The organism is Microbulbifer elongatus, from assembly GCF_021165935.1.
In the GTDB taxonomy this organism is placed as follows: Bacteria; Pseudomonadota; Gammaproteobacteria; order Pseudomonadales; family Cellvibrionaceae; genus Microbulbifer; species Microbulbifer elongatus.
On record NZ_CP088953.1, the window covers coordinates 3,189,605 to 3,210,392 of the forward strand.

The following is a 20,788-nucleotide window of genomic DNA, read 5'->3' on the forward strand; positions in this document are numbered from 1 at the left end:
TCAGTGCAGAATACGCCGCTTGGCAGAGGCCACATTGGGCAGCTGATTGATGCGGTGAAGCACCTGACTCAACTCTTCAAAGTTGTGGATCTCCGCGGTGATTACCATATCCACGGTGTGCTTGTGCTTGTTGGAATGGGTCTGCATCGCGGTAATATTGATGCGCTGGCTATCGAGCATGGTTGTCACATCCCGCAGCAGGCCATGGCGATCGTAGGCCTCCACCATGATTTCCACCGAATAGACCTCTGTGGGCTTCTCCGCCCATTCTACCTGCAGAATACGCTCGGGCTCCTCCGACTGCATACGCAGCATATTCGCGCAGTCCTTGCGGTGGATGGAAACCCCACGGCCGAGGGTGATGTACCCCATGATTTCATCACCCGGTAACGGATTGCAGCAGCGGGCGATATGCGTCAGCAGGTTACCGACACCGTCGATGTAAACATCGGCCTGCCCTTCCCGCGCCACCGGCGCAGTGAGGGACAGTACCGGTTCGCCCTTCTCGACCTTGATCATCCGCTGGGCGGCGTTCAGTACCTGTCCAACGCCGATATCCCCCGCACCGACGGCAGCGTAGAGGTCATCGAGCGAGTGCATATTGAGTTTTTTCGCCAGCTTTTCGAAATCAAAGTCCGCCAGTGCCAGGCGCTTGAATTCGCCATCCAGAATGGTGCGCCCCTCTGCCACATTCTGATCCCGCGCCTGCATCTTAAACCAGTGAATGACCTTGGCTCTTGCCCGCGAGGTGGTGATATATCCCATACTGCGGGAAATCCAGTCGCGACTGGGGGCCTCGCGCTTGCCGGTCAATATCTCCACCTGGTTGGCGGTCTGCAGCTCGTGGTTGAGTGGAACGATACGGCCATCCACCTTGGCCCCGCGGCAGCGGTGTCCGATCTCTGTGTGAATCTTGTAGGCAAAATCGAGCGGAGTCGCACCCCTGGGCAGATCCACCACGTGGCCATCGGGAGTGAATACATAAATCCGGGTATCCACATCACTCGCCTGCAGGTCATCCTGCAGTGGGTTTCCGCCCACTTCTTCATGCCAGTCGAGCACCTGGCGCAGCCAGGAGATTTTCTGTTCGTAACCGTCCTGACCTTCCAACTGACCGGATTTCTTATCCGTTCCTTTATACCGCCAGTGGGCGCAGACTCCGTACTCGGCTTCCTCGTGCATGGCAAAGGTGCGGATCTGGACTTCCAGCACCTTACGATCCGGGCCAATTACCGCGGTATGCAGCGAGCGGTAGCCATTCTCTTTCGGCGACGCGATGTAGTCGTCAAACTCGTTGGGAATATTGCGCCACAGGTTGTGCACGATACCGAGCACCGCGTAGCAGTCGCGCACTGTCGGCACCAGAATGCGCACCGCGCGAATATCATAGACTTGAGAAAAGCCAATATTCTTGCGACGCATCTTCCGCCAGATACTGTAGATATGCTTGGCGCGACCAAATACCTCGCCTTCAATATCCGCCTTGTGCAACTCGTTGCGCAGCAGGTTCAGTACATCGTCGATGTATTCCTGCCGGGCGAGGCGCTTCTCGTCCAGCAGGCGGGCAATCTGCATGTAGTCGTCGGGTTCGAGGTAGCGGAAAGCGAGGTCTTCCAGCTCCCACTTGATATGGCCGATCCCCAGGCGATGAGCGAGCGGCGCGTAGACGTCGGCCACCTCGCGGGCCACGCGACGGCGCTTGGCTTCATCGGCTTTTTTTGACGCGCGAATCGCGCAGGTGCGCTCCGCCAGTTTGATCAACGCAACCCGAACATCATCCACCAGGGCTACCAGCATCCGGCGGATATTTTCCGAGTGTTCCTCAACGGCGCCACTCTGGTTCTCTTCACCGGTGTCCGCACTGCGATTGCGGATCACCGCCATCTGCAAGACGCCGCGAATCAGCTTGGCGATGGTCTCGCCCATTTCGCTTTCAACGGTCTTCAGCGAAAGCCGCTTCTCCCGTACTGCGCGATACAGCATGGCCGCACACAGGGCTTCGCCGTCGATCTGCAGGTCCGCGAGAATCTCCACCATTTCCAGACCAGTAAGAAAACTGCTGGCGCCCTCCGCCCAGATATTCTCGGCCTCAATGGCTTTTTGCTCCGCTTCTTCGCTGATTTCTACAGCTTTGCGAAGATTGACGAGTGTGCCCCCGTCCAGTTTGGCGATCGCCTGTATATGGCGCAACCAGGCTTCCCGGTCCAGGGTCCCGTCTTCCAGACGCGGATAATTTTTTCTGACTTGTACCAATGGTCTAACTCGCGGTTACAAGGATCTTATTCTGATGCGATGGCTTGTCGAGTTCATGCATCCCGTTGGGCATCAAACAGACCGGAAGACAGATACCGATCGCCCCGGTCACAGATGATCGCGACGATGGTGGCATTCTCCACTGCTGCGGATATTTTCAGGGCCCCCGCCACGGCACCCCCAGAGGAGACACCACAGAAAATACCCTCTTCCCGCGCCAGGCGGCGCGTCATGGCCTCGGCTTCCGCCTGACTGATATCCATGACCCGATCCACTTCCTCGGGCACGAAGATCTTCGGCAGGTAAGCCTGGGGCCAGCGTCGGATTCCGGGAATGGACGAGCCTTCGGTGGGCTGCAGGCCAATAATCTGAACATCGGGGTTCTGCTGCTTCAGGTAGCGACCACACCCCATAATCGTTCCTGTGGTGCCCATGGAAGACACAAAGTGCGTGATCTGACCGCCGGTCTGACGCCAGATCTCCGGGCCCGTGCTGTCGATATGTGCGCTGGGATTGTCCCGGTTGGAGAACTGGTCCAGCACCAGCCCCCGGCCTTCCGCCTGCATTTGTAGTGCCAGGTCCCGCGCCCCTTCCATACCCTGTTCGGCGGTCACCAGGATCAACTCGGCGCCGTAGGCGGTCATCGCCGCCTTGCGTTCTTCGGTGGCACTCTCGGGCATAATCAGGATCAGGCGATAGCCCTTGATGGCCGCCGCCATGGCCAGTGCAATACCGGTGTTACCACTGGTTGCCTCGATCAGGGTGTCTCCCGGCGTAATCTGCCCGCGGGCTTCTGCGCGACTGATCATCGACAACGCGGGCCGGTCCTTCACCGACCCCGCAGGATTATTGCCCTCCAGCTTGAGCAGCAACGTATTACTGGTGTCTCCTTGCAGTCGCTGCAAGCGCACCAGTGGCGTATTGCCAACGCAGTCGGCAATCGTCGGATATTCCATAGTCAACTTCAGGTCCATCGCTTGGTACATAGAACGCGTCAATGGGCGTTTCAAGGGGCGGCCCATGGGATAGGCGGGCGCACATTCTACCTGCCCGCGGGCCTGGCTGCGAATCCGGACCCGAATACCTGGCCACTGACAAGGTTAAATGGGGCTGGTTTCTGCTGTCAGCGCAGGTAGAATCGGACAAAAATAACACAATCGATACAGGCGCGATCAGGCAACATGGTTCACCCCACCTCCTCAGATCCGACATCCACGTCGCAAAGCCGGCGCCGCAAAAGCAAGCGCAGACTGTCGCTGCGGGCGCTACTGTTCCGCTATGCCATGACCCCCGCGCTGATCCTGGCTGTACTGCTCTGCCTGCTGTTCACCCTGCAGCAAATGAGCGACCGGCGTGACCTGTTGTTGAGTCACTGTCGCGCAAGCGCCGAGCAGCTGGTGGAACTGATTCATCTGAGCGATGGCTACGCCTTCGAAGAGCGGATCCAGTGGCTGGACAAGAGCCTGATGGCACTGATGCTGGAGCGGGACATGATCCGCTCGGTACAGCTGTACCGGGCAGACCGGAACAGCGAGGGTGTCGAGGAGTTCAAGCTGATTTCCAGCGTAGGGCCGCGCCCGCGTACCACGTTTACTGCTGACGAACTGCGCGGCAAATCCGCGCATGTGCACGAGGACCTGAAAAGCCTGCAGGTACTGCAGCCCCTGATCGGCGAAGATGCCAACTGCTGGCTGAGCATTGAGCTGCACCGCCCCTACTTCCTGGTCGGCACCTATCAAGTGGCTCTGGTGGGGTTGGTGGGGCTGATCATCTGCAGCCTGGTGGCGCTGGTCTGGGCGGTGGCCATGTCGGAACGCGCCTCCCGCAGCATGGATCGGATCAAGGAATCCCTGCGCACGATCGGGACCGGTAAATTTGCTACCCGCGTCCCCAACTCCCACAACCTGGAGCTGTTCCAACTGGGGGAGGAAATCAACCAGATGGCGCGCAACCTGGCTGAGTACCACCGCGATTACCAGGAAGGGCTCCACCAGACCATGGAAGACCTGCGTCAGTCTCTGGACGCCATGGAAGAACAGAATATCGGGCTGGAAATCGCGCGTAAAAAAGCCGAGGAAAACAGCCGGGTGAAATCCACCTTCCTGGCCAATACCAGTCACGAAATCCGCACCCCACTCAACGGCATTATCGGATTCACCAACCTTTTGCTGAAAACAGAGGTCGATCAGCTGCAGCACGATTACCTGCAGACAATTCTGCGCTCTTCCGAGAACCTGCTTACGTCGATCAATGACATTCTCGACTTTTCCCGCATCGAATCCGGCAATCTGGTGCTCGACCACAGTCCCATGAACCTGGGGCAGGTATTGGAGGAAACACTGCAGATACTCGCGCCCTACGGCTACGAGCACAATCTGGAGCTGGTTCCCTTTGTCGATCCGCAATTACCGCCTTCTCAAATCGGCGATCCGCTGCGCATCAAACAGATCCTGACCAATCTGGTGAGCTCGGCGATCCGGTGCTCGGAAAACGGCAGTATTCCGGTACGGATCGCCGTGTTGAGTGGCAAGGAATCAGAGCTGATGGTCCGCATCAGTATTACCGACAACGGCAAGCGCTGTGACGAGCAGTGTCGCCACGAGCTGAGGCTAATGCTGACCGGCACCGCCAGTCAGCAGCAGTTGTCCAACAGCGGCATGGGGCTGGGTATTGCCCGGAACCTGGTGCAGTCCATGCAGGGGGAAATCAGTCTCGACGACAATGACCAGGGCGGCTGCACATACTGGATCCAGCTGCCGCTGACCATCGACCGCAATCGCATTGGCGTAACGCGCGAACAGTTCCCCGGCTGCCGCCTGCTGCTGGTGGACCCGAACCCCATGACCCGCCAGCAGATCTACCAGCAACTGTCTTACTGGCGTGCGGCCCCCCTGGAACACACCGATGGTGAAAACCTGGTGCCTGCCGTCGAGCAGATGTGGCGCCACGACGCCCTGCCCGACGGGCTTATTATCGACACGGCCCTCGCCGACAATGATTTCGACAATTTTATCAGTACTGTGCAGCAACTGATCGACACCTATCAGTGCCGGGTCATTATCCAGGGATCACCGGTGGATCTGCGTCGCTGCTACGACGCGCTGCGCACCCGGGTGCTCGCCTTCCTCGCCAAACCGGTCAGCCGCGAAGGCCTGTTGCGTGCTCTCAAGCGCGCGGTCCCTCAGCAGGCGCAGTCACGCCCACAGACCGGCACCTTTCCGGCTCTGCCCTGGCCCACCCAGCCCCGCGTTCTGGTGGTAGACGACTACGAAGCCAACCGACGCTTAATGGGTGAACTCCTCCGCGCCCAGCATATCGAAGCGACCCTTGCCGACAGCGGTGAGGAGGCACTGCGACTGTGGCGAGAGCAGCATTTCGATATGATCTTCATGGACATCCAGATGCCGGGGCTCGATGGCATCGCCACCACCCAGACGATCCGCAGCGAAGAGTGCGGGCGGCGCACGCCGGTGATCGCCCTTACCGCGCACGCGGGCACGGAAGAAAAGTCGCGGCTGCTGAGTGCCGGCCTCGACGACTACCTCAGCAAGCCGGTTAGCGAGAGCCAGTTGACGCACACGGTAAAACGCTGGATGGAAGTGAGCGCTCCCGGCGACACCGCGCGCCCGCTGACGACCCTGATGGAGCCGCGACTGGTAGACATCACAGAAAGCCTCAATCTGGCGAACCAGGATGGGCGGCTCGCGCGGGACCTTCTGCGCATGCTGCTGAAAGGACTGCACGAAGACGAGCAGGAGCTGGCCAGAATGGCGCAAAGTGGTGACTACCTGGCAATGTTCGAGCGCGTGCACCGGCTGCATGGGGGCTGCTGCTACTGCGGTGTACCGCGCCTGCGCACCGCCACCGAACAGTTACAGGAGCTGTTGCGACCATTGCAGGAGAAACAACCGAATAGCGGGTCGCCGACCACCCCTTCCGCCGTTGGTGAGCACCTGGACAGAACAGCCTTCGACGCAGCCTACCAGCTGGTGCGTAAAGAGGTGCGCGGGCTACGGGACTGGGCTGCAGACCAGGACCTGGATGCCCTGTTTGGGTTGGAGTGCGCAGAAAACTCCGCAGAGTCCCGGAGCAGCTGAAACCCGTCAATGCCGGGGGGAAATCAATCCGCGCTGTATACCTGACGGAACAGCTCGCGACTTTTCAGCGGGCGATGCCCGAGTAAGGGGCCCAACAACAGCCGGGTCAGACGTTTGGCATCGGCGAGCGGATGCCCCCGCCCCCCTTCGCCGCGCTCACATTGCGCACCCTCTGCAAGCCACTGCGCCACTTGCAATAGTTGCCCGCCGCCAAAATCTGCTCCGCGCGGTGTCTGCCCCGGCGGTATCACCACAGGAATGAACCCATCCTCCTGGGTCAACCGGTACACCCTGTCCGGCCGTATTACCGCCCCTTCGATGGCACAGTAATCCAGCTCCGGACAGCTACCCAACGCCTGCAACAGATGCAGCTCAAACAACCGCAGCGGTGGCTCCAGTTCCTCACTGGAATCACCGGACAACTCCGCCAACTGTTGCAGCAAATCCTGATACGCGGCGAAAACAGACACCAGGCTTTCCCCTTCCGGCATCAGCCGAACCAGCAACTCATTGGCGTACAGCCCCGCGTAGACCGCGCGCCCTTTCAGCCAGAGTGGCTGACCCGCGTTCTCCAGAGGCCCGAGCGTCTTGAGGTCGTGGCGCCCCAGCAGAGTCACCAGTAATGGCGTGAAGGGTTGCAGGGCGCGCTGGCGACGCTGCTTGTCACGGCGCGCGCCTTTGGCAATGCAGGCAATGCGCCCGTAATCCGGGGTCAACAGTTCCAGTATCAGACTGGAGTCCCGAAACGGGCGGGAGTGGAGAATATAGGCAGGTTGCGGAGGCAGCTGTTGCACGGCAAATTGCCGAAGGGTTACTGTTTATCGACGTAGCCGAGGCTGCGCAGCGCGCGCTCGTCGTCGGACCAGCCAGATTTCACCTTCACCCACAGGTTCAGCATCACCTTGCTGTCAAACAGCTTCTCCATATCCAGCCGGGCCTGCTGGCCGATCTGCTTGATGCGCTCACCCTTGGTGCCGATCAGAATGCGTTTCTGGCCGTTGCGTTCCACCAGTATTGCCGCACTGATGTGCAGCACTTTGCCTTCCTGGGAAAACTCTTCCACTTCCACAGTGACCGCATAGGGGATCTCCGCGCCCAACTGGCGCATCACCTTCTCGCGCACGATTTCTGCAGCGAGAAAACGGGAACTGCGGTCGGTAATCTGGTCTTCTTCAAAGAAGTGCATGCCTTCCGGCAGGCGCTCGACGATCACATCTTCCAGAGACTGCAGGTTGGAGGTACGCAGCGCTGAGATCGGCACGATTTCCGCATCCGGGAAGCGCTCCTGTAATGCCTGCAGCTGAGGGAGCAGCGCATTCTTATCCTGCAACTGGTCCACCTTGTTCACTGCGACGATCAGTGGACATTTGAGCCCTCGCAGCTTTTGTGCCACCAGCTCGTCCCCTTCGGTCCAGCGCGCTGGCTCCACCACAAAGACCACCACGTCCACATCCCGGGTGGAACTGATGGCCGCGCGATTCATATAGCGGTTGATCGCCTTTTCCTCCCCGGCGTGAAGCCCGGGGGTGTCCACAAAGATGATCTGGTGCTGCCCGTCGGTCTTGATCCCCAGCATATTGTGCCGGGTAGTCTGGGGCTTGCGGGAGGTAATACAGATCTTCTGCCCCAGCATATGGTTCAGCAGCGTCGATTTCCCCACATTGGGGCGGCCGACAATCGCGACATAGCCGCAGCGGGACGTGGAGGTATTGGGTTCGCTCAAGGGAATCTCCGAGCTGGTCGAATGGGCCCGCCGCGTGGCGGGCCGGTCAGTATTGGCAATGCGACTTGCTGCCGATTATAGGCTCAGCCCTGCCCGGTCAGTCGCGCGTAGGCTTCAGTGGCGGCGGCTTTTTCTGCCGCCCGGCGGTTTCCGGCAATACCCTTGGCGGGTTCGCTCAAGCCGGACACCCGGCACTCCACCACAAACTGCTGAGAGTGCTCCTCTCCCGCCACTTCTACCACGGTGTAATCCGGAAGCGGCTTCTGCCGGGCCTGTAACCACTCCTGCAGACGGGTTTTTGGATCTTTCGCGGTTTCCAGCGAAAGGCTTTGCAGGCGCGGCGCAAACCAGGCGAGAACCCGCTCCCGGGCCGCTTCAAATCCGGAATCCAGATAGATGGCGCCGATAATCGCCTCTACCGCATCGGCAAGAATCGAGGCGCGGCGATGACCGCCACTTTTCATTTCCCCTTCCCCAAGCCGCAGGCACTCGCCGAGCTCGAGCTCCCGTGCCACCTTGGCCAGAGTCTCGCCACTGACCAGTTGCGCACGCAGGCGACTCATCTGACCTTCACGGCCATCGGGAAATTTTTCAAACAGCGCCGCACTGATGGTAAACCCGAGAATCGAGTCGCCGAGGAATTCCAGCCGTTCATTGTTACGGCTGCCATGAGAGCGGTGGGTAAGTGCCAGGTCAAGCAATTCCGCCCGGGTAAACTGGTATCCCAGGCGGTTGCCCAACCGTTGCAGATGGAGGTCTGTCACCGGTTAATAGTCGTCTCGCTTGCGAAATTGCTCAAGATCCACGAGTGGCTCGCAGCAGAGCTCGGGCTTGGCAGTATTCAGTTGTTTATCGAATTTCATCACCACATCCACATTGTGGAACAGCGGTTGACGAAGCTCGTAGTTGATGCTGACCAGAGTACTGTCGGCACCGCGAATAATCCTGACCGAGTTGACCGGTTCACCACGCACGTTATTGATGGTGAAGAAGCGGTCCAGCTCGCGCTTGATTTCGGTATTGCTCATTTCGCGGATGCCCGCATTCTGAGACAGGGAATGCAGCCCCTCTTCGACGAAGTGCGCATCCACGTAGGCCGGCCCCATTTTGGAGACAACGGTCAAGCCAAAACCGAATACCGCAATAATCGCCAGCCAGCCCCAGTAGCTCATGCCCCGCTGGCCCGCCATGCTGCGTGAAATCTGTGTATTCAATGCCATGTCGATCTACCGATTGTTATCGTTTTAATCAATGCCCCCTACCCGGTCAAAGCTGGGTAGGCTCAGTAGTTTCTCCCAATGCATCCAGATTGCAAAGGCTTTGCCGACAATGTCTTCCTCGGGTACAAAGCCCCACTTGCGGCTGTCGAGACTGTTGTCACGGTTATCACCCACCATGAAATAGTGGCCTTCCGGGACTTTCAGGGTCCGGATATTACCAAACGGACCGGGGCGGCTCTGTTTTGCGGTCAGATGACGGTGCCCACCGAGGGTTTCCCATAGCAGCTCGCGGCCGGGGTTCTCCGTGTCGAAGCGGATAAACTCCTGGGGCATTGCCTCGCCATTGATGTACAGCTGGTTGTTCACGATACGAATCTCGTCCCCCGGCAATCCGATGACCCGCTTGATGTAGTAGGTCTCGTTCATGTGCGGAGGGAAGAACACCATCACATCGCCACGCTTGGGTTCGCCGATATCCATTACCTTGGTACGGCTTACCGGCAGGCGCAGGCCATAGGCAAACTTGTTGACCAGGATAAAGTCTCCCACTTCCAGGGTGGGATCCATGGAGGCAGACGGGATCTGAAAGGGCTCGACCACAAAGGAGCGCAGCACGAACACAATCGCCAGAACCGGGAAGAAAGACTTGGCGTACTCCACTGCCACCGGTTCCTGTACCGGCTGCCCTTTCGCCGCCTGCGCCTTGCGCCCGCGGGCGAGAAACAGTGCATCAAACAGCCAGATCACCCCTGTCACCACAACCAGCAACAGCAAAATTAGGGGGAAGTTGATATCCATTCAGTTGTCTCTTTCCGACTGCTTCTTATTGGATGTAGCCGGAGGTCACCCGGGACCCCGGCCACTGAACGTCAATTCTGCCAGATTATGGACGCATCAATTGTCCACTTTGAGCACCGCAAGGAAGGCATCCTGTGGCACTTCGACTTTGCCCAGCTGCTTCATACGGCGCTTACCGGCCTTCTGCTTCTCCAGCAGTTTCTTCTTACGGGTCACGTCGCCACCATAACACTTGGCGGTGACGTTTTTGCGCAGGGCTTTCACCGTGGTACGGGCAACCACCTGGCCACCGATAGCGGCCTGAATCGCCACATCGAACATCTGCCGTGGAATCAGCTCCTTCATTTTTTCTGCCAGGGCACGACCGCGTTGTTGCGCGTTGTCCCGATGCAGAATCACCGCCAGAGCGTCCACCCGCTCGCCGTTGATCAGGATATCAAGGCGCACCAGTTTTGCCGGGTCAAAGCGCACAAAGTTGTAATCCAGTGAGGCAAAGCCGCGGCTCACGGACTTGAGACGGTCGAAGAAGTCCATGACCACTTCACTCATGGGCAGCTCGTAGCGCAGGGAGACCTGCCCGCCCACATATTGCATATCTTTCTGGATACCGCGTTTTTCCACACACAGGGTAATCACATTACCCAGGTAATCCTGCGGCACCAGAATATTGGCTTCCACGATGGGCTCACGCATCTCTTCGATCTGCCCCAGGTCGGGCATGCGTGAGGGGTTATCCATATTGACGATATCGCCGTTGGTCAGTTCCACCTCGTAGACCACCGTTGGCGCAGTGGTGATCAGATCCAGATTGTACTCGCGCTCCAGACGCTCCTGGATAATCTCCATGTGCAGCATACCGAGAAAGCCACAACGGAAGCCAAAGCCCAGGGCGTCGGAGGTCTCCGGCTCGTAGAACAGGGAGGCGTCGTTCAGGGAGAGTTTGTCCAGGGCATCCCGGAAGGCTTCATAGTCATCAGAGCTTACGGGGAACAGGCCGGCATACACCTGCGGTTTGACCCGCTGGAAGCCCGGCAGCATTTCCACGGCATCCGAATCCTTGGCGTGCGTCAGGGTGTCGCCCACCGGCGCCCCGTGAATGTCCTTGATACCCGCCACAACAAAGCCCACTTCACCGGCCTTGAGCTCGCCGGTTTCCTTGCGCTTGGGGGTAAACACACCAACACTATCCACCACATGGGCGCGGCCGATGGACTTGGTGACGATTTTGTCTTTGTTCTTCAGGGTGCCCTGAACCACCCGCACCAGCGACACAACCCCCAGGTAGCTGTCGAACCAGGAATCGATAATCAGCGCCTGCAGCGGGGCTTCCACATCCCCTTGCGGCGGTGGTACCAGACGCACCAGGTCTTCCAGCACGTCTTCGATACCCAGACCGGACTTGGCGCTACAGCGGGTCGCCTCGGTGGCGTCGATCCCGATAATGTCTTCGATTTCTTCCGCGACTTTCTCCGGCTCGGCCTGGGGCAGATCCATCTTGTTCAGAACCGGGATCACTTCCAGGCCCTGCTCGATCGCGGTGTAACAGTTGGCGACGGATTGCGCCTCTACCCCCTGGGCCGCGTCCACCACCAGCAGTGCGCCCTCACAGGCCGCCAGTGAGCGGGATACTTCGTAGGAAAAGTCCACGTGCCCGGGGGTATCAATAAAGTTCAGCTGATAGGTTTTGCCGTCGCGGGCTTTGTAGTCCAGAGTCACGCTCTGGGCCTTGATGGTGATGCCCCGTTCCCGCTCGATGTCCATACTATCGAGTACTTGCGCCGCCATCTCACGGTCAGTCAGGCCACCACACACCTGGATAAAGCGGTCTGCGAGGGTGGATTTGCCGTGGTCGATGTGGGCAATAATGGAAAAGTTGCGGATATGGGAGAGATCAGTGGCCACTGCGAGGATAAAACCTTTTAAAAATCAGTGAGTTAATGGGCGGACCGGGCCGCGCTGTGGGCGCAAGTCTAACAGGTTGCGCAAAAAGTGCATCCAATCTGTCTACAACCCTCGGGACTGTTGGCCTCGGGCAAGTTGAGGGCATGGTGGTGCCCTCAGCTTGCGCCCCTCACATGATCTTTCGCCGCGGTCATTCCTCCTCGATCTGAATGGTGCGGAAGGTGGGCTGGCCGCCGCGGAAGAAGCGGATCGGCAGCAACTCGCCCTTCGGCAGCTTCTTCACCACCTTTTCGTAATCCGACAGGGACTCCACCTGCTCGAAACCCAGCTGAGCGATGATGTCACCACTGCGCAAGCCGGCATTGGCACCCGCCTTACCGGGCACCACCTGCTTCACCATGACTCCGCTTTCCACTCCCAGGCGCTGCTTGAGGCTGTCGGGAATCTCATCGACGACCAGCCCCAGACGGCCGCCCACATCACTGGTGGCCGGTGCACTGGCCTGCTGCTGACCGTCGTCATCACCCGGCAGCGCACCCACACGCACCTTCAACTTGCGCTCTTTACCTTCCCGCATCAGCAGCACCGGCACTTCCGCCCCCGGGCGGGTCCGACCGACAACGTGGGGAAGATCACCGGACATCAGGATCTTCTGGCCATCGAAGCGCATGATGATATCGCCCACCTGAATGCCGGCCTTGTCCGCTGGCGAACCGGCTTCCAGTTGGCCTACCAGCGCACCCGCGGGCTTGCCAAGTCCCATGGCGGTAGCGAGCTTGCGGTCCACATCCTGAATACCCACGCCCAGCCAGCCGCGATCGACCCGGCCCTTCTCTTTCAGCTGGGCAACCACGTCCTGGGCAAGACTCGCGGGAATCGCAAATGACAGGCCGATGGAACCCCCGCTGCGGGTGTAGATCTGGGAATTGATCCCCACCACTTCGCCGTTCAGGTTGAACAGCGGGCCACCGGAGTTACCCGGATTGATCGCCACATCGGTCTGGATAAATGGAACATAGTTCTCGCGGCTTTCGTTGGGGATGCTGCGCCCCATGGCACTGACAATGCCGGCGCTGGCGGAGTAATCCAGGCCAAACGGGGAGCCGATGGCCACCACCCACTCACCCACCTTGATGGTTTCCGAATCGCCCCAGCGCACCGTGGGCAGGTTTTCCCCTTCCACCTTCAGCAGGGCCAGATCGGAACGGGGATCGGTCCCCACCACCTTGGCATCGTACTCCCGGCGATCGGTCAGGGTGACACGGACTTCGTCCGCCCCGTCGACCACATGATTGTTTGTGACCACATAGCCATCATCGGAAATGATGAATCCCGACCCCATACTGGCTACCGGGCGCTGCTGGCGCTGACGGGGCTCCAGCAGGTGCCGAAAGATGTCTGGAATTTCCTGCTGGTACTGCGGCGGCATCGAATTGCGGGAAACGCGATTGCGCTCCACGGTGTTGATCTTCACCACCGCCGGCGAATTCTGCTCGATAAGGTCGGTGAGTTCCGGCAACCCGCGGGCAAACGCCGCAGTCGAAACAAGGAAACAAAGCGCAATCAAGAATTGCGAACAGCGTGCAACCATATGTGTCACCCCTGATAAGCCCTTTTACTAATATGCAGAAAATACATTTTGAATCCGCAGCCTTTTGGTTATCACTCAGTGTTATCCGCGAAGGCTGCTAAAACGGCCGGGAGCACCATAGAACCCCAGCCCGTGACACCCTATTAGTTGGGCATTACGTTAAAAAGTTCGCATTCCCCAGTGTAAAACAGTGTTAAGGATTGCATGACAGCCCCAAAACAACCTATCCGCCAACAGCCCCCCGCCCCTGTTCGCCTGCGACCGCGGACACAACGGGGCCTGTTCCATACACAGAGACTGCAATATGGCCAGTCCGCCCTGGGTGCGCCGCTATTCTACTTCCCCGCCGAGGCCTGCGATGAGAACACCGGGCTGGTGATGGCCGGCACCCATGGCGACGAAGTGGCCGCGGTGGTGACCCTCTCCTGTGCCCTGCGCTCTCTGGAAGCGGGCCTGTTGCGCCACCATGTGATACTGGCGGTCAACCCTGACGGCTGCCAGCTGGGGGTCCGTTCCAATGCCCGCGGCGTCGACCTGAATCGTAACTTTGCCACCATCAACTGGAAACCCGACGGTACCGTGTACCGCTGGAACAGCGCCGCGGACGAACGGGATGTCTATCTGTCCAGCGGCGACCGTCCGGGCTCCGAACCGGAAACCCAGGCCCTGTGCCGGCTGGTGCGGGAGTTGAACCCCGCCTGGATGGTTTCTATCCACGAGCCCCTGGCCTGCGTGGAAGATCCCCTGCAGAGCCCCCTGGGGCACTGGCTGGCGGAGCGTATCGAGCTGCCCCTGGTTACCGAACTGGGCTACCAGACCCCGGGATCCTTCGGCACCTGGTGTGCGGAAAACGAACACCCCTGCATCACTCTGGAATTTCCGCCGATTTCCGCAGACGTCGCCAGCGAGGAATACCTGCAAGTGATGACCGACCTGCTGTGCTATCGCCCGTGAGGATCGGCGGCCAGCAGGTTTCTCCCAACCCCGTTGCACTCAGGTCCAGAACACCCGTCCATCAATGAACTGTAGCGGGTTTACATCTTTCGCCAGCCAGGTGGGCCCATCCAGGTCGATAAAGCGCGCGCGCTCTCCAAGGGGCCAGGCCGCGCGAATTGCCCGCGACGTGCACAGCATACAGCCGAGCATCAGTTCGAACCCCTGGGCACTGGCCGTTTCAGCCAGCAACAGGGCCTCCTGCAGCCCACCGGTCTTATCCAACTTGATATTCACCATATCGTAGCGCCCCCTGAGTTTCGGCAGATCGGCGCGGGTGTGACAGCTCTCATCGGCACAGATTGGCAGCGGGTGCCGGAAGGTGCCCAGTATCCGATCCTCGCCCACCGGCAGTGGCTGCTCCAACATCGATACGCCCTGCTCGGCCAGCTTTTCACACAGCGCGGGCAAGCCCTCTGGCGACCAGGCCTCATTGGCATCAATCACCAGCTCGCACCCCGGTGCCGCACGGCGCACGGCCATCACCCGCTCCAGTATCTGCTGACGATCCAGCTTTAGCTTGAGCACCGATATACCGGCTCTGCCAGCGGCCAGCGCCGCCTCCGCCATGGCTTCGGGCTCGGCAATGACCAGTGTCTGTACCGTCGGCAACGATTCGGGGCCAGCAAAGCCATCGCCACTCGCCTTTGCCGCCCAGTCCGCCAGGGCACAATCCACGGCATTGCGCGCGGCGCCGGCAGGCATCAGAACCTGCAATTGATCGCGGGTAATGCCGCGCTGCAGCGCGGGCAATACCGAGTGGATTTCCGCGAGCACCGACTCCAGGCTTTCCCCGTAGCGGGGATATGGGGTGCACTCTCCAACCCCAGTCACGCCGCCGGAGTGGACTTCGACCACCACCACGCGCGCTTCGGTACGCGCGCCACGGGAAATCACGAAAGCCGTTTTAAGCGGCCAGCTTTCCGCGTAACACTGCCCCTCAAACCGCCGGGGCCTGTCTGCCGCTCCCTGCATTGCCATCCCTGCCTCTCCGGTCCACTCGATTATTACTTTGCGCTGCCGCGGTAGTGCGCACCAACGGGTCAGCAATCAGTGTAGAAACTGGTGGGGAATCAGCGGGCAAATCCCCGCATAAATCTGCGGAAAAGTGCAAAGAAACAGATAGCGGCGCGCGGTGCACCAGCGGACGGGAATTAGCGAGATAGGAAGGTGCCGCGCACCGTGCGTTCAGTGGACGGGCGAAACAGGGATGGCGCAGGGACTACCCTGCTCACGGCGCAGAAACTGGGGCTCATACGCAGAGTTGCCCCGCTGGAAATAACTGTAGAGGCGCACCATCACAGCGCCCGCTCCCAGACCGAGCGCGGCGCCGGCAATCGCCAGCGGCTCAGACCCCAGAGTCTGTCCGGCCAGGGCACCCAACACCAGCGCCACCAGTGGTGCCAGGTAAACCACCAGCGAACTGGTTGCCAGAGCGCGCTCTCCGATACCAATCACGACAGTGTCGTGCAGCTGCAGGGTCGCCATCTCAGCAGGAGGCACCTGTACCCGCACACGAGAGGCACTGGCCCAGAAATCACCGAGCAGGCCGGTGCCGCAGCCGGACTTGGCCGCACAGCCGTGGCAGCCGCTGCGCTGCACCGTTTCCACCCAGACGGCAGAATCTTCGATCGCAACGATTTTGCCACGCTCTTCAATCATGTGCTGACGCTTCCGGTTACCGTTTTTCGGTGACCGCCTTGGCCACCAGTTGCGCGGTATTGTCGGGGATTTCCCCTACGACTGTCACGGTATAACGGCTTCCGCCCACATCAATATGATCCATATACGCCACTGTGGCTCCGCGTACCGCCCTTCCCTTGTAATTCATATCCGGCAACTGCTGAACGAAAACAGTGAACGCACTGAGACCATCACTGAACACCAGCATCTGGCCATCCGCCAGAGTCTGCACGGCCACTGGCTTGAACCCGTCCGGGGCCCAACCCAGACGCCAGCGACTTTCCGCATCGGCGCAGGCGATGGCGCTGGGCTCTTCGCGCACCGAGGGCGAACGAGGCTGCAACTCACTGTCGGTCACCGGTGCCAGATCCAGTTCCACAAACTGAAACCTCTCCAGTACACGGCCAGCGGGCGCCACCAGCATTGACTTCAGGGGAAGACCGGTTTCCTTATCCACACTGATCACCATACCGAAGCGGTGCAGATCCCTGGGGCGCGCCTCGAGCACAACCGCTTCGCGATCGGCGATCCGCTCTTCCCCACGGATAAGAAACAGGTAATTGGACTGCACATCCTGCAACCCCGCAGCACTGTGCAGGCCGGGGCGCGACAGAGGAGTGCCGTCGCGATGACACTGGCGGTCTCCGCTGCGGGTCACCATTTCCCGGGGGCTGCCGGTGAGATAGCGAATGCGTTCTACCTGCTCGCCGTCACGAATGCCGTGCACCACCTCCAGGGTTTCCATGGAACCCACATGTTCGAAGGTCGCCAATCCACGGTACTCCAGGCTGGCGACCGCCTGCGCGAGCTTTGCCAGCAGAGCGCGGGTCACTGCCGCCGATTCGCTGGCAACCTGGGACGCCGAGGGTTTCTGCCCGCCAGCGGGCGCATCGCCGGTCGCGGCTTCGCGGTCCGCGTCCGTACTTTGCGCGCTCACACCGGGCACCGCAAATGGCGTGGCCAACAGCAAAAAAGCCAACAGCGAACTGTTGGCTTTGCGGATATTACGGGAGATCAGATTCGCCATATTCATGCTTGATTTCATTATGCATCGGTTCGTTGCGCACCCGGACGGAGCCGGTGTGATCCACCGGCCACCGCTCTTACTCTGACGGCCGTTCGCCGTAGGTGGCACGGGCGTGCGGCACCATACCCTGACTGCCCACACGCGCCGCCTGCTCAGAGTGCTCCACCATGACCCGGTTGAGATGTCGCATCAACTCCGGGGTGGGAACCATTTGCACCTGCGGTGCCGGGCCAACCCGCTGCTCCGGAACCAACTGGGGCGCGGTACTCACTGCACGGGTATTCAGTGTCGGGGCCAGGAAGCCGCTTGGCTGCGGCATGGAGGCCACCGGTGCCTGCTGTGGACGCTCGCTTTCCGCCACCAGGTCGTCCTGAGTTTGCGGAGCCTGCATCTGCTGCACTCCGAGCACCGCAGCAAACGCCACGGTTGCCGCCACGGCTCCGCGGGACAGCGGGCGCCACCAGCGGCTGCGCGTCACATCGTGATGGGTATCGTTGGCCGGTGCCGGCTCTGCAGACTGCAGCGGCGGCTCCTCGGCAATAGCGGCGGAAATACTGGCGGCGAGACCGAGATCGACCGGGGCTACCTTCTCACCGCGCATGACACTGGCGGCCAGCTGGTAACGGGACCAGCGCTCGTTCAATTCACCACCAGAAGCGCTGCTCGCGGCATCACTTTCTTTGAGCAGACGCTGAATTTCCAGCTCACTGGCTTCGCCATCCATAAAGGCGGATAGCGATTCATTCAGACGCTGCTGATGATTCCCGTGCGACATACGGGTCAACCCTCTTTCAGTGCAATTCTCTGGATGCTGTGGAACCTCTGGAAGCCGGGGCAGTGCACGGGCTGAATCAAAGGTTGCCTATTACATCCTGTTTGTTAATACGTCAGACCGGGGCCTGTCGGAAAAGTTTTATCTGGCAGGCAAATTTTGTGTGAATTCGTCGAAAATTTTATCTGCCGTCCCGGTCACAGGATAGATTTAGACCAGACGCCCTTCAGGGCCGGTGGTCTTGAAACAAAACTGACTAAAGAATAGCCAACGCCAACGCGTCCTCGCCTGTCAGCCCGCCTAACCGCGACCATCTACCGGTTCCGGTTCACCGGCCATTGTCGCCTGTACCGCACGATCAATGGATTCCCGCGCGCGGAAAATACGCGAGCGCACGGTACCTACCGGGCATCCCATCACCTCGGCGATTTCCTCATAGCTCAGCCCTTCCATCTCCCGCAGGGTTACCGCGGAGCGCAGATCTTCCGGGAGCTCGCGGATAGCGCGATGCACTGCAGCTTCGAGCTGGTCGCGGAACAGCTGGTTTTCGGGGGTCTCGTTGTCCCGCAGCAGGTCTGCGCCGGAATAGAACTCTGCATCCTCAAGATCCACATCCGAAGACGGCGGGCGGCGGCTGCGCGATACCAGATGGTTCTTGGCCGTATTGATGGCGATGCGATACATCCAGGTATAAAAAGCGCTTTCCCCACGGAAATTGCCCAGCGCCCGGTACGCCTTGATAAAGGCCTCCTGCACCACATCGTTTACTTCGGCGTGATCGTTGATATAGCGGCTGACCACCGCCATGATCTTGTGTTGGTATTTCAGCACCAGCAGGTCAAAGGCGCGCTTGTCGCCTTTCTGAACCCGCTCAACCAGCTGGCGATCACTTGGTGACGCCTGTTGCCCTGTCATCCCCTACTCCAAACCGCTGCTCTGGCGCCGGAGTGCGCCCAAGCCAAGCTTATTCTGTTGTGTCCAAGACACCGGATTTTGGTCATAAGTTCCTGACAAATCGGTAATTTTTGAAGATGGCGTATACTACGCGCCCCCAAATATGAATAAAACTCCATGCGAGAGAAGGCAAACGGATCTGTGACCCCCAACGAGAATCACTACGACGTCCTGGTTATTGGCAGTGGCGCTGCTGGCTTGACCCTGGCTCTGCACCTGGCAGAGCGCCACCGTGTGGCACTGCTTTCCAAACAGCGCCTGCAGGACGGCTCCACCTGGTTTGCCCAGGGCGGTATCGCCGGTGTACTGGATGAGGCTGACTCCGTAGACGCACATATAGCGGATACATTAGATGCCGGAGCCGGACTCTGCCACCCGGACGCGGTACGTTTTACCGTGGAAAACGGCCGCGACGCCATTCACTGGCTGATTAACCAGGGGGTAGATTTCACCCGCGAGGAAGATGGTGACTACCACCTGACCAAAGAAGGCGGCCACAGTCACCGCCGCATCATTCACAGTGCCGATGCCACCGGGCGCGCGGTACACAGCACCCTGATTGAGCGGGTACGCAGCACCCCCAATATCGACTGCTTCGAGCACCATATCGCGCTGGATCTGATACGCCAGCCGGACGCCTCCACCGGCCGCTTCCGCTGTGCCGGCTCCTACGTGTACAACAAGCAAACCGAAGAGGTCGAGGTGTTCCAGGGCAAAGCGGTGGTATTGGCCACCGGCGGCGCCGCCAAAGCCTACCTGTATACCAGCAATCCGGACGGGGCCAGTGGCGACGGTATCGCCATGGCCTGGCGCGCCGGTTGCCGGGTGGCAAATATGGAATTCAACCAGTTCCACCCCACCTGCCTGTACCACCCCAAAGCCAAGTCCATGCTGATTACCGAGGCGCTGCGCGGCGAAGGCGCCGTGCTGAAGCTACCCAATGGCGAGCGCTTTATGCACCACTTCGACAAGCGTGGCGAACTGGCGCCCCGGGACATCGTCGCCCGGGCTATCGACCATGAGATGAAACGCCTGGGCGCAGACTGCGTCTATCTCGACATCTCCCACAAGGATCCGGAGTTCGTGCGCGAGCACTTCCCAACGGTGTACAGGACCTGCCTGAAATACGGTATCGATATCACCCGCGAGGCCATACCGGTGGTTCCGGCCGCCCACTACACCTGTGGAGGCGTGATGGTGGACCAGCACGGTCGCAGTGATCTGGACCAGTTGTATGCCATCGGCGAGACCACCTTTACCGGCCTGCACGGCGCTAACCGCCTGGCCAGTAATTCTCTGCTGGAATGCGTGGTGTACGCGCGCTCCGCCGCCATGCATATCGACAGCACCATCGATCAGGTGGCACCGCCCAGAGCCGCCCTGGCCTGGGATGCATCGCGCGTGACCGATTCCGATGAAGACGTGGTGATCTCGCACAACTGGGATGAGCTGCGCCGCTTTATGTGGGACTTCGTGGGGATTGTACGCACCCGCAAGCGCCTGTTGCGGGCGGAGCACCGGGTGAAACTGCTGCAGCAGGAAATTCTGGAGTTCTACGCAAACTACCGCATCACCAGCGACCTGATTGAACAGCGCAATCTCGCAGTGGTATCGGAACTGATTATCCGCTCCGCCCTGGATCGCCGGGAGAGCCGCGGGCTGCACTATTCACTGGACTACCCGGGGCTGCGGGAACTGGCCATGGATACCATTCTGGTACCGGAAAACTTCGCGGATCAGCGACATTTTATCGGCCCCTGAAGCCACAACCGCTC

The 20,788-nt window shown here is 59.9% G+C and carries 17 protein-coding genes; 3 read left to right on the forward strand and 14 right to left on the reverse strand.

Features of this window, described 5'->3' with window-relative positions; all coding sequences use genetic code 11:
- Both relA and cysM read right to left on the reverse strand, forming a co-directional pair.
- Complete coding sequence (relA, locus tag LRR79_RS13165; protein WP_231757652.1) at nucleotides 1-2,253, reverse strand: GTP diphosphokinase; 2,253 nt, start codon at nucleotides 2,251-2,253, stop codon at nucleotides 1-3.
- A 53-nt stretch (nucleotides 2,254-2,306) separates the two neighbouring features.
- Nucleotides 2,307-3,209, reverse strand: coding sequence for a cysteine synthase CysM (cysM, locus tag LRR79_RS13170; RefSeq protein WP_231757653.1), 903 nt, complete (start codon nucleotides 3,207-3,209; stop codon nucleotides 2,307-2,309).
- A 225-nt stretch (nucleotides 3,210-3,434) separates the two neighbouring features.
- Here cysM and LRR79_RS13175 point away from each other — a divergent pair, with 225 nt between their 5' ends.
- Nucleotides 3,435-6,350: a response regulator gene (locus LRR79_RS13175; RefSeq protein ID WP_231757654.1), complete on the forward strand. Its 2,916-nt coding sequence runs from the start codon at nucleotides 3,435-3,437 to the stop codon at nucleotides 6,348-6,350.
- Between the two features lie 23 nt (nucleotides 6,351-6,373).
- On the opposite strand, the gene recO is transcribed toward LRR79_RS13175, so the two are convergent.
- From recO to LRR79_RS13210, 7 genes are all read right to left on the reverse strand, one after another.
- Nucleotides 6,374-7,144, reverse strand: a complete 771-nt coding sequence (gene recO / locus LRR79_RS13180; RefSeq protein ID WP_231757655.1) for a DNA repair protein RecO — start codon at nucleotides 7,142-7,144, stop codon at nucleotides 6,374-6,376.
- 17 nt (nucleotides 7,145-7,161) lie between these two features.
- A complete protein-coding gene (gene era / locus LRR79_RS13185) occupies nucleotides 7,162-8,073 on the reverse strand; it encodes a GTPase Era (protein WP_231757656.1) in 912 nt (303 codons plus the stop codon).
- Between the two features lie 83 nt (nucleotides 8,074-8,156).
- Nucleotides 8,157-8,837: a ribonuclease III gene (gene rnc / locus LRR79_RS13190; protein WP_231757657.1), complete on the reverse strand. Its 681-nt coding sequence runs from the start codon at nucleotides 8,835-8,837 to the stop codon at nucleotides 8,157-8,159.
- 3 nt (nucleotides 8,838-8,840) lie between these two features.
- Nucleotides 8,841-9,293 (reverse strand): DUF4845 domain-containing protein, encoded by a 453-nt coding sequence (locus LRR79_RS13195; RefSeq protein ID WP_231757658.1) that lies wholly within the window; start codon nucleotides 9,291-9,293, stop codon nucleotides 8,841-8,843.
- 24 nt (nucleotides 9,294-9,317) lie between these two features.
- Nucleotides 9,318-10,091 carry a signal peptidase I gene (gene lepB / locus LRR79_RS13200; RefSeq protein WP_231757659.1) on the reverse strand — a complete coding sequence of 258 codons (774 nt, stop codon included), beginning with the start codon at nucleotides 10,089-10,091 and terminating at the stop codon, nucleotides 9,318-9,320.
- A 96-nt stretch (nucleotides 10,092-10,187) separates the two neighbouring features.
- Nucleotides 10,188-11,993, reverse strand: coding sequence for a translation elongation factor 4 (gene lepA, locus LRR79_RS13205; protein WP_231757660.1), 1,806 nt, complete (start codon nucleotides 11,991-11,993; stop codon nucleotides 10,188-10,190).
- A 190-nt stretch (nucleotides 11,994-12,183) separates the two neighbouring features.
- Entirely contained in the window at nucleotides 12,184-13,584 is a 1,401-nt protein-coding gene (locus tag LRR79_RS13210) for a DegQ family serine endoprotease (RefSeq protein ID WP_231757661.1), read from the reverse strand.
- A gap of 204 nt (nucleotides 13,585-13,788) precedes the next feature.
- Here LRR79_RS13210 and mpaA point away from each other — a divergent pair, with 204 nt between their 5' ends.
- On the forward strand, nucleotides 13,789-14,538 hold the full coding sequence (gene mpaA / locus LRR79_RS13215; RefSeq protein ID WP_231757662.1) for a murein tripeptide amidase MpaA: 750 nt from the start codon (nucleotides 13,789-13,791) through the stop codon (nucleotides 14,536-14,538).
- A 39-nt stretch (nucleotides 14,539-14,577) separates the two neighbouring features.
- On the opposite strand, the gene ycjG is transcribed toward mpaA, so the two are convergent.
- From ycjG to rpoE, 5 genes are all read right to left on the reverse strand, one after another.
- The gene (gene ycjG, locus LRR79_RS13220; protein ID WP_231757663.1) at nucleotides 14,578-15,558 is read right to left on the reverse strand and encodes an L-Ala-D/L-Glu epimerase; all 981 of its coding nucleotides are present in this window, start codon (nucleotides 15,556-15,558) and stop codon (nucleotides 14,578-14,580) included.
- A 207-nt stretch (nucleotides 15,559-15,765) separates the two neighbouring features.
- On the reverse strand, nucleotides 15,766-16,239 hold the full coding sequence (locus tag LRR79_RS13225) for a SoxR reducing system RseC family protein (RefSeq protein WP_231757664.1): 474 nt from the start codon (nucleotides 16,237-16,239) through the stop codon (nucleotides 15,766-15,768).
- A 16-nt stretch (nucleotides 16,240-16,255) separates the two neighbouring features.
- Nucleotides 16,256-17,293, reverse strand: coding sequence for a MucB/RseB C-terminal domain-containing protein (locus tag LRR79_RS13230; RefSeq protein WP_231757665.1), 1,038 nt, complete (start codon nucleotides 17,291-17,293; stop codon nucleotides 16,256-16,258).
- Between the two features lie 70 nt (nucleotides 17,294-17,363).
- Nucleotides 17,364-18,062 (reverse strand): sigma-E factor negative regulatory protein, encoded by a 699-nt coding sequence (locus LRR79_RS13235; RefSeq protein ID WP_231757666.1) that lies wholly within the window; start codon nucleotides 18,060-18,062, stop codon nucleotides 17,364-17,366.
- Nucleotides 18,063-18,359: 297 nt separating this feature from the next.
- Nucleotides 18,360-18,974 (reverse strand): RNA polymerase sigma factor RpoE, encoded by a 615-nt coding sequence (gene rpoE / locus LRR79_RS13240; protein ID WP_231757667.1) that lies wholly within the window; start codon nucleotides 18,972-18,974, stop codon nucleotides 18,360-18,362.
- A gap of 156 nt (nucleotides 18,975-19,130) precedes the next feature.
- Between rpoE and nadB the strand changes: the two genes are divergently transcribed.
- Nucleotides 19,131-20,774, forward strand: a complete 1,644-nt coding sequence (nadB, locus tag LRR79_RS13245) for an L-aspartate oxidase (protein WP_231757668.1) — start codon at nucleotides 19,131-19,133, stop codon at nucleotides 20,772-20,774.
- Nucleotides 20,775-20,788: the final 14 nt, after the last annotated feature.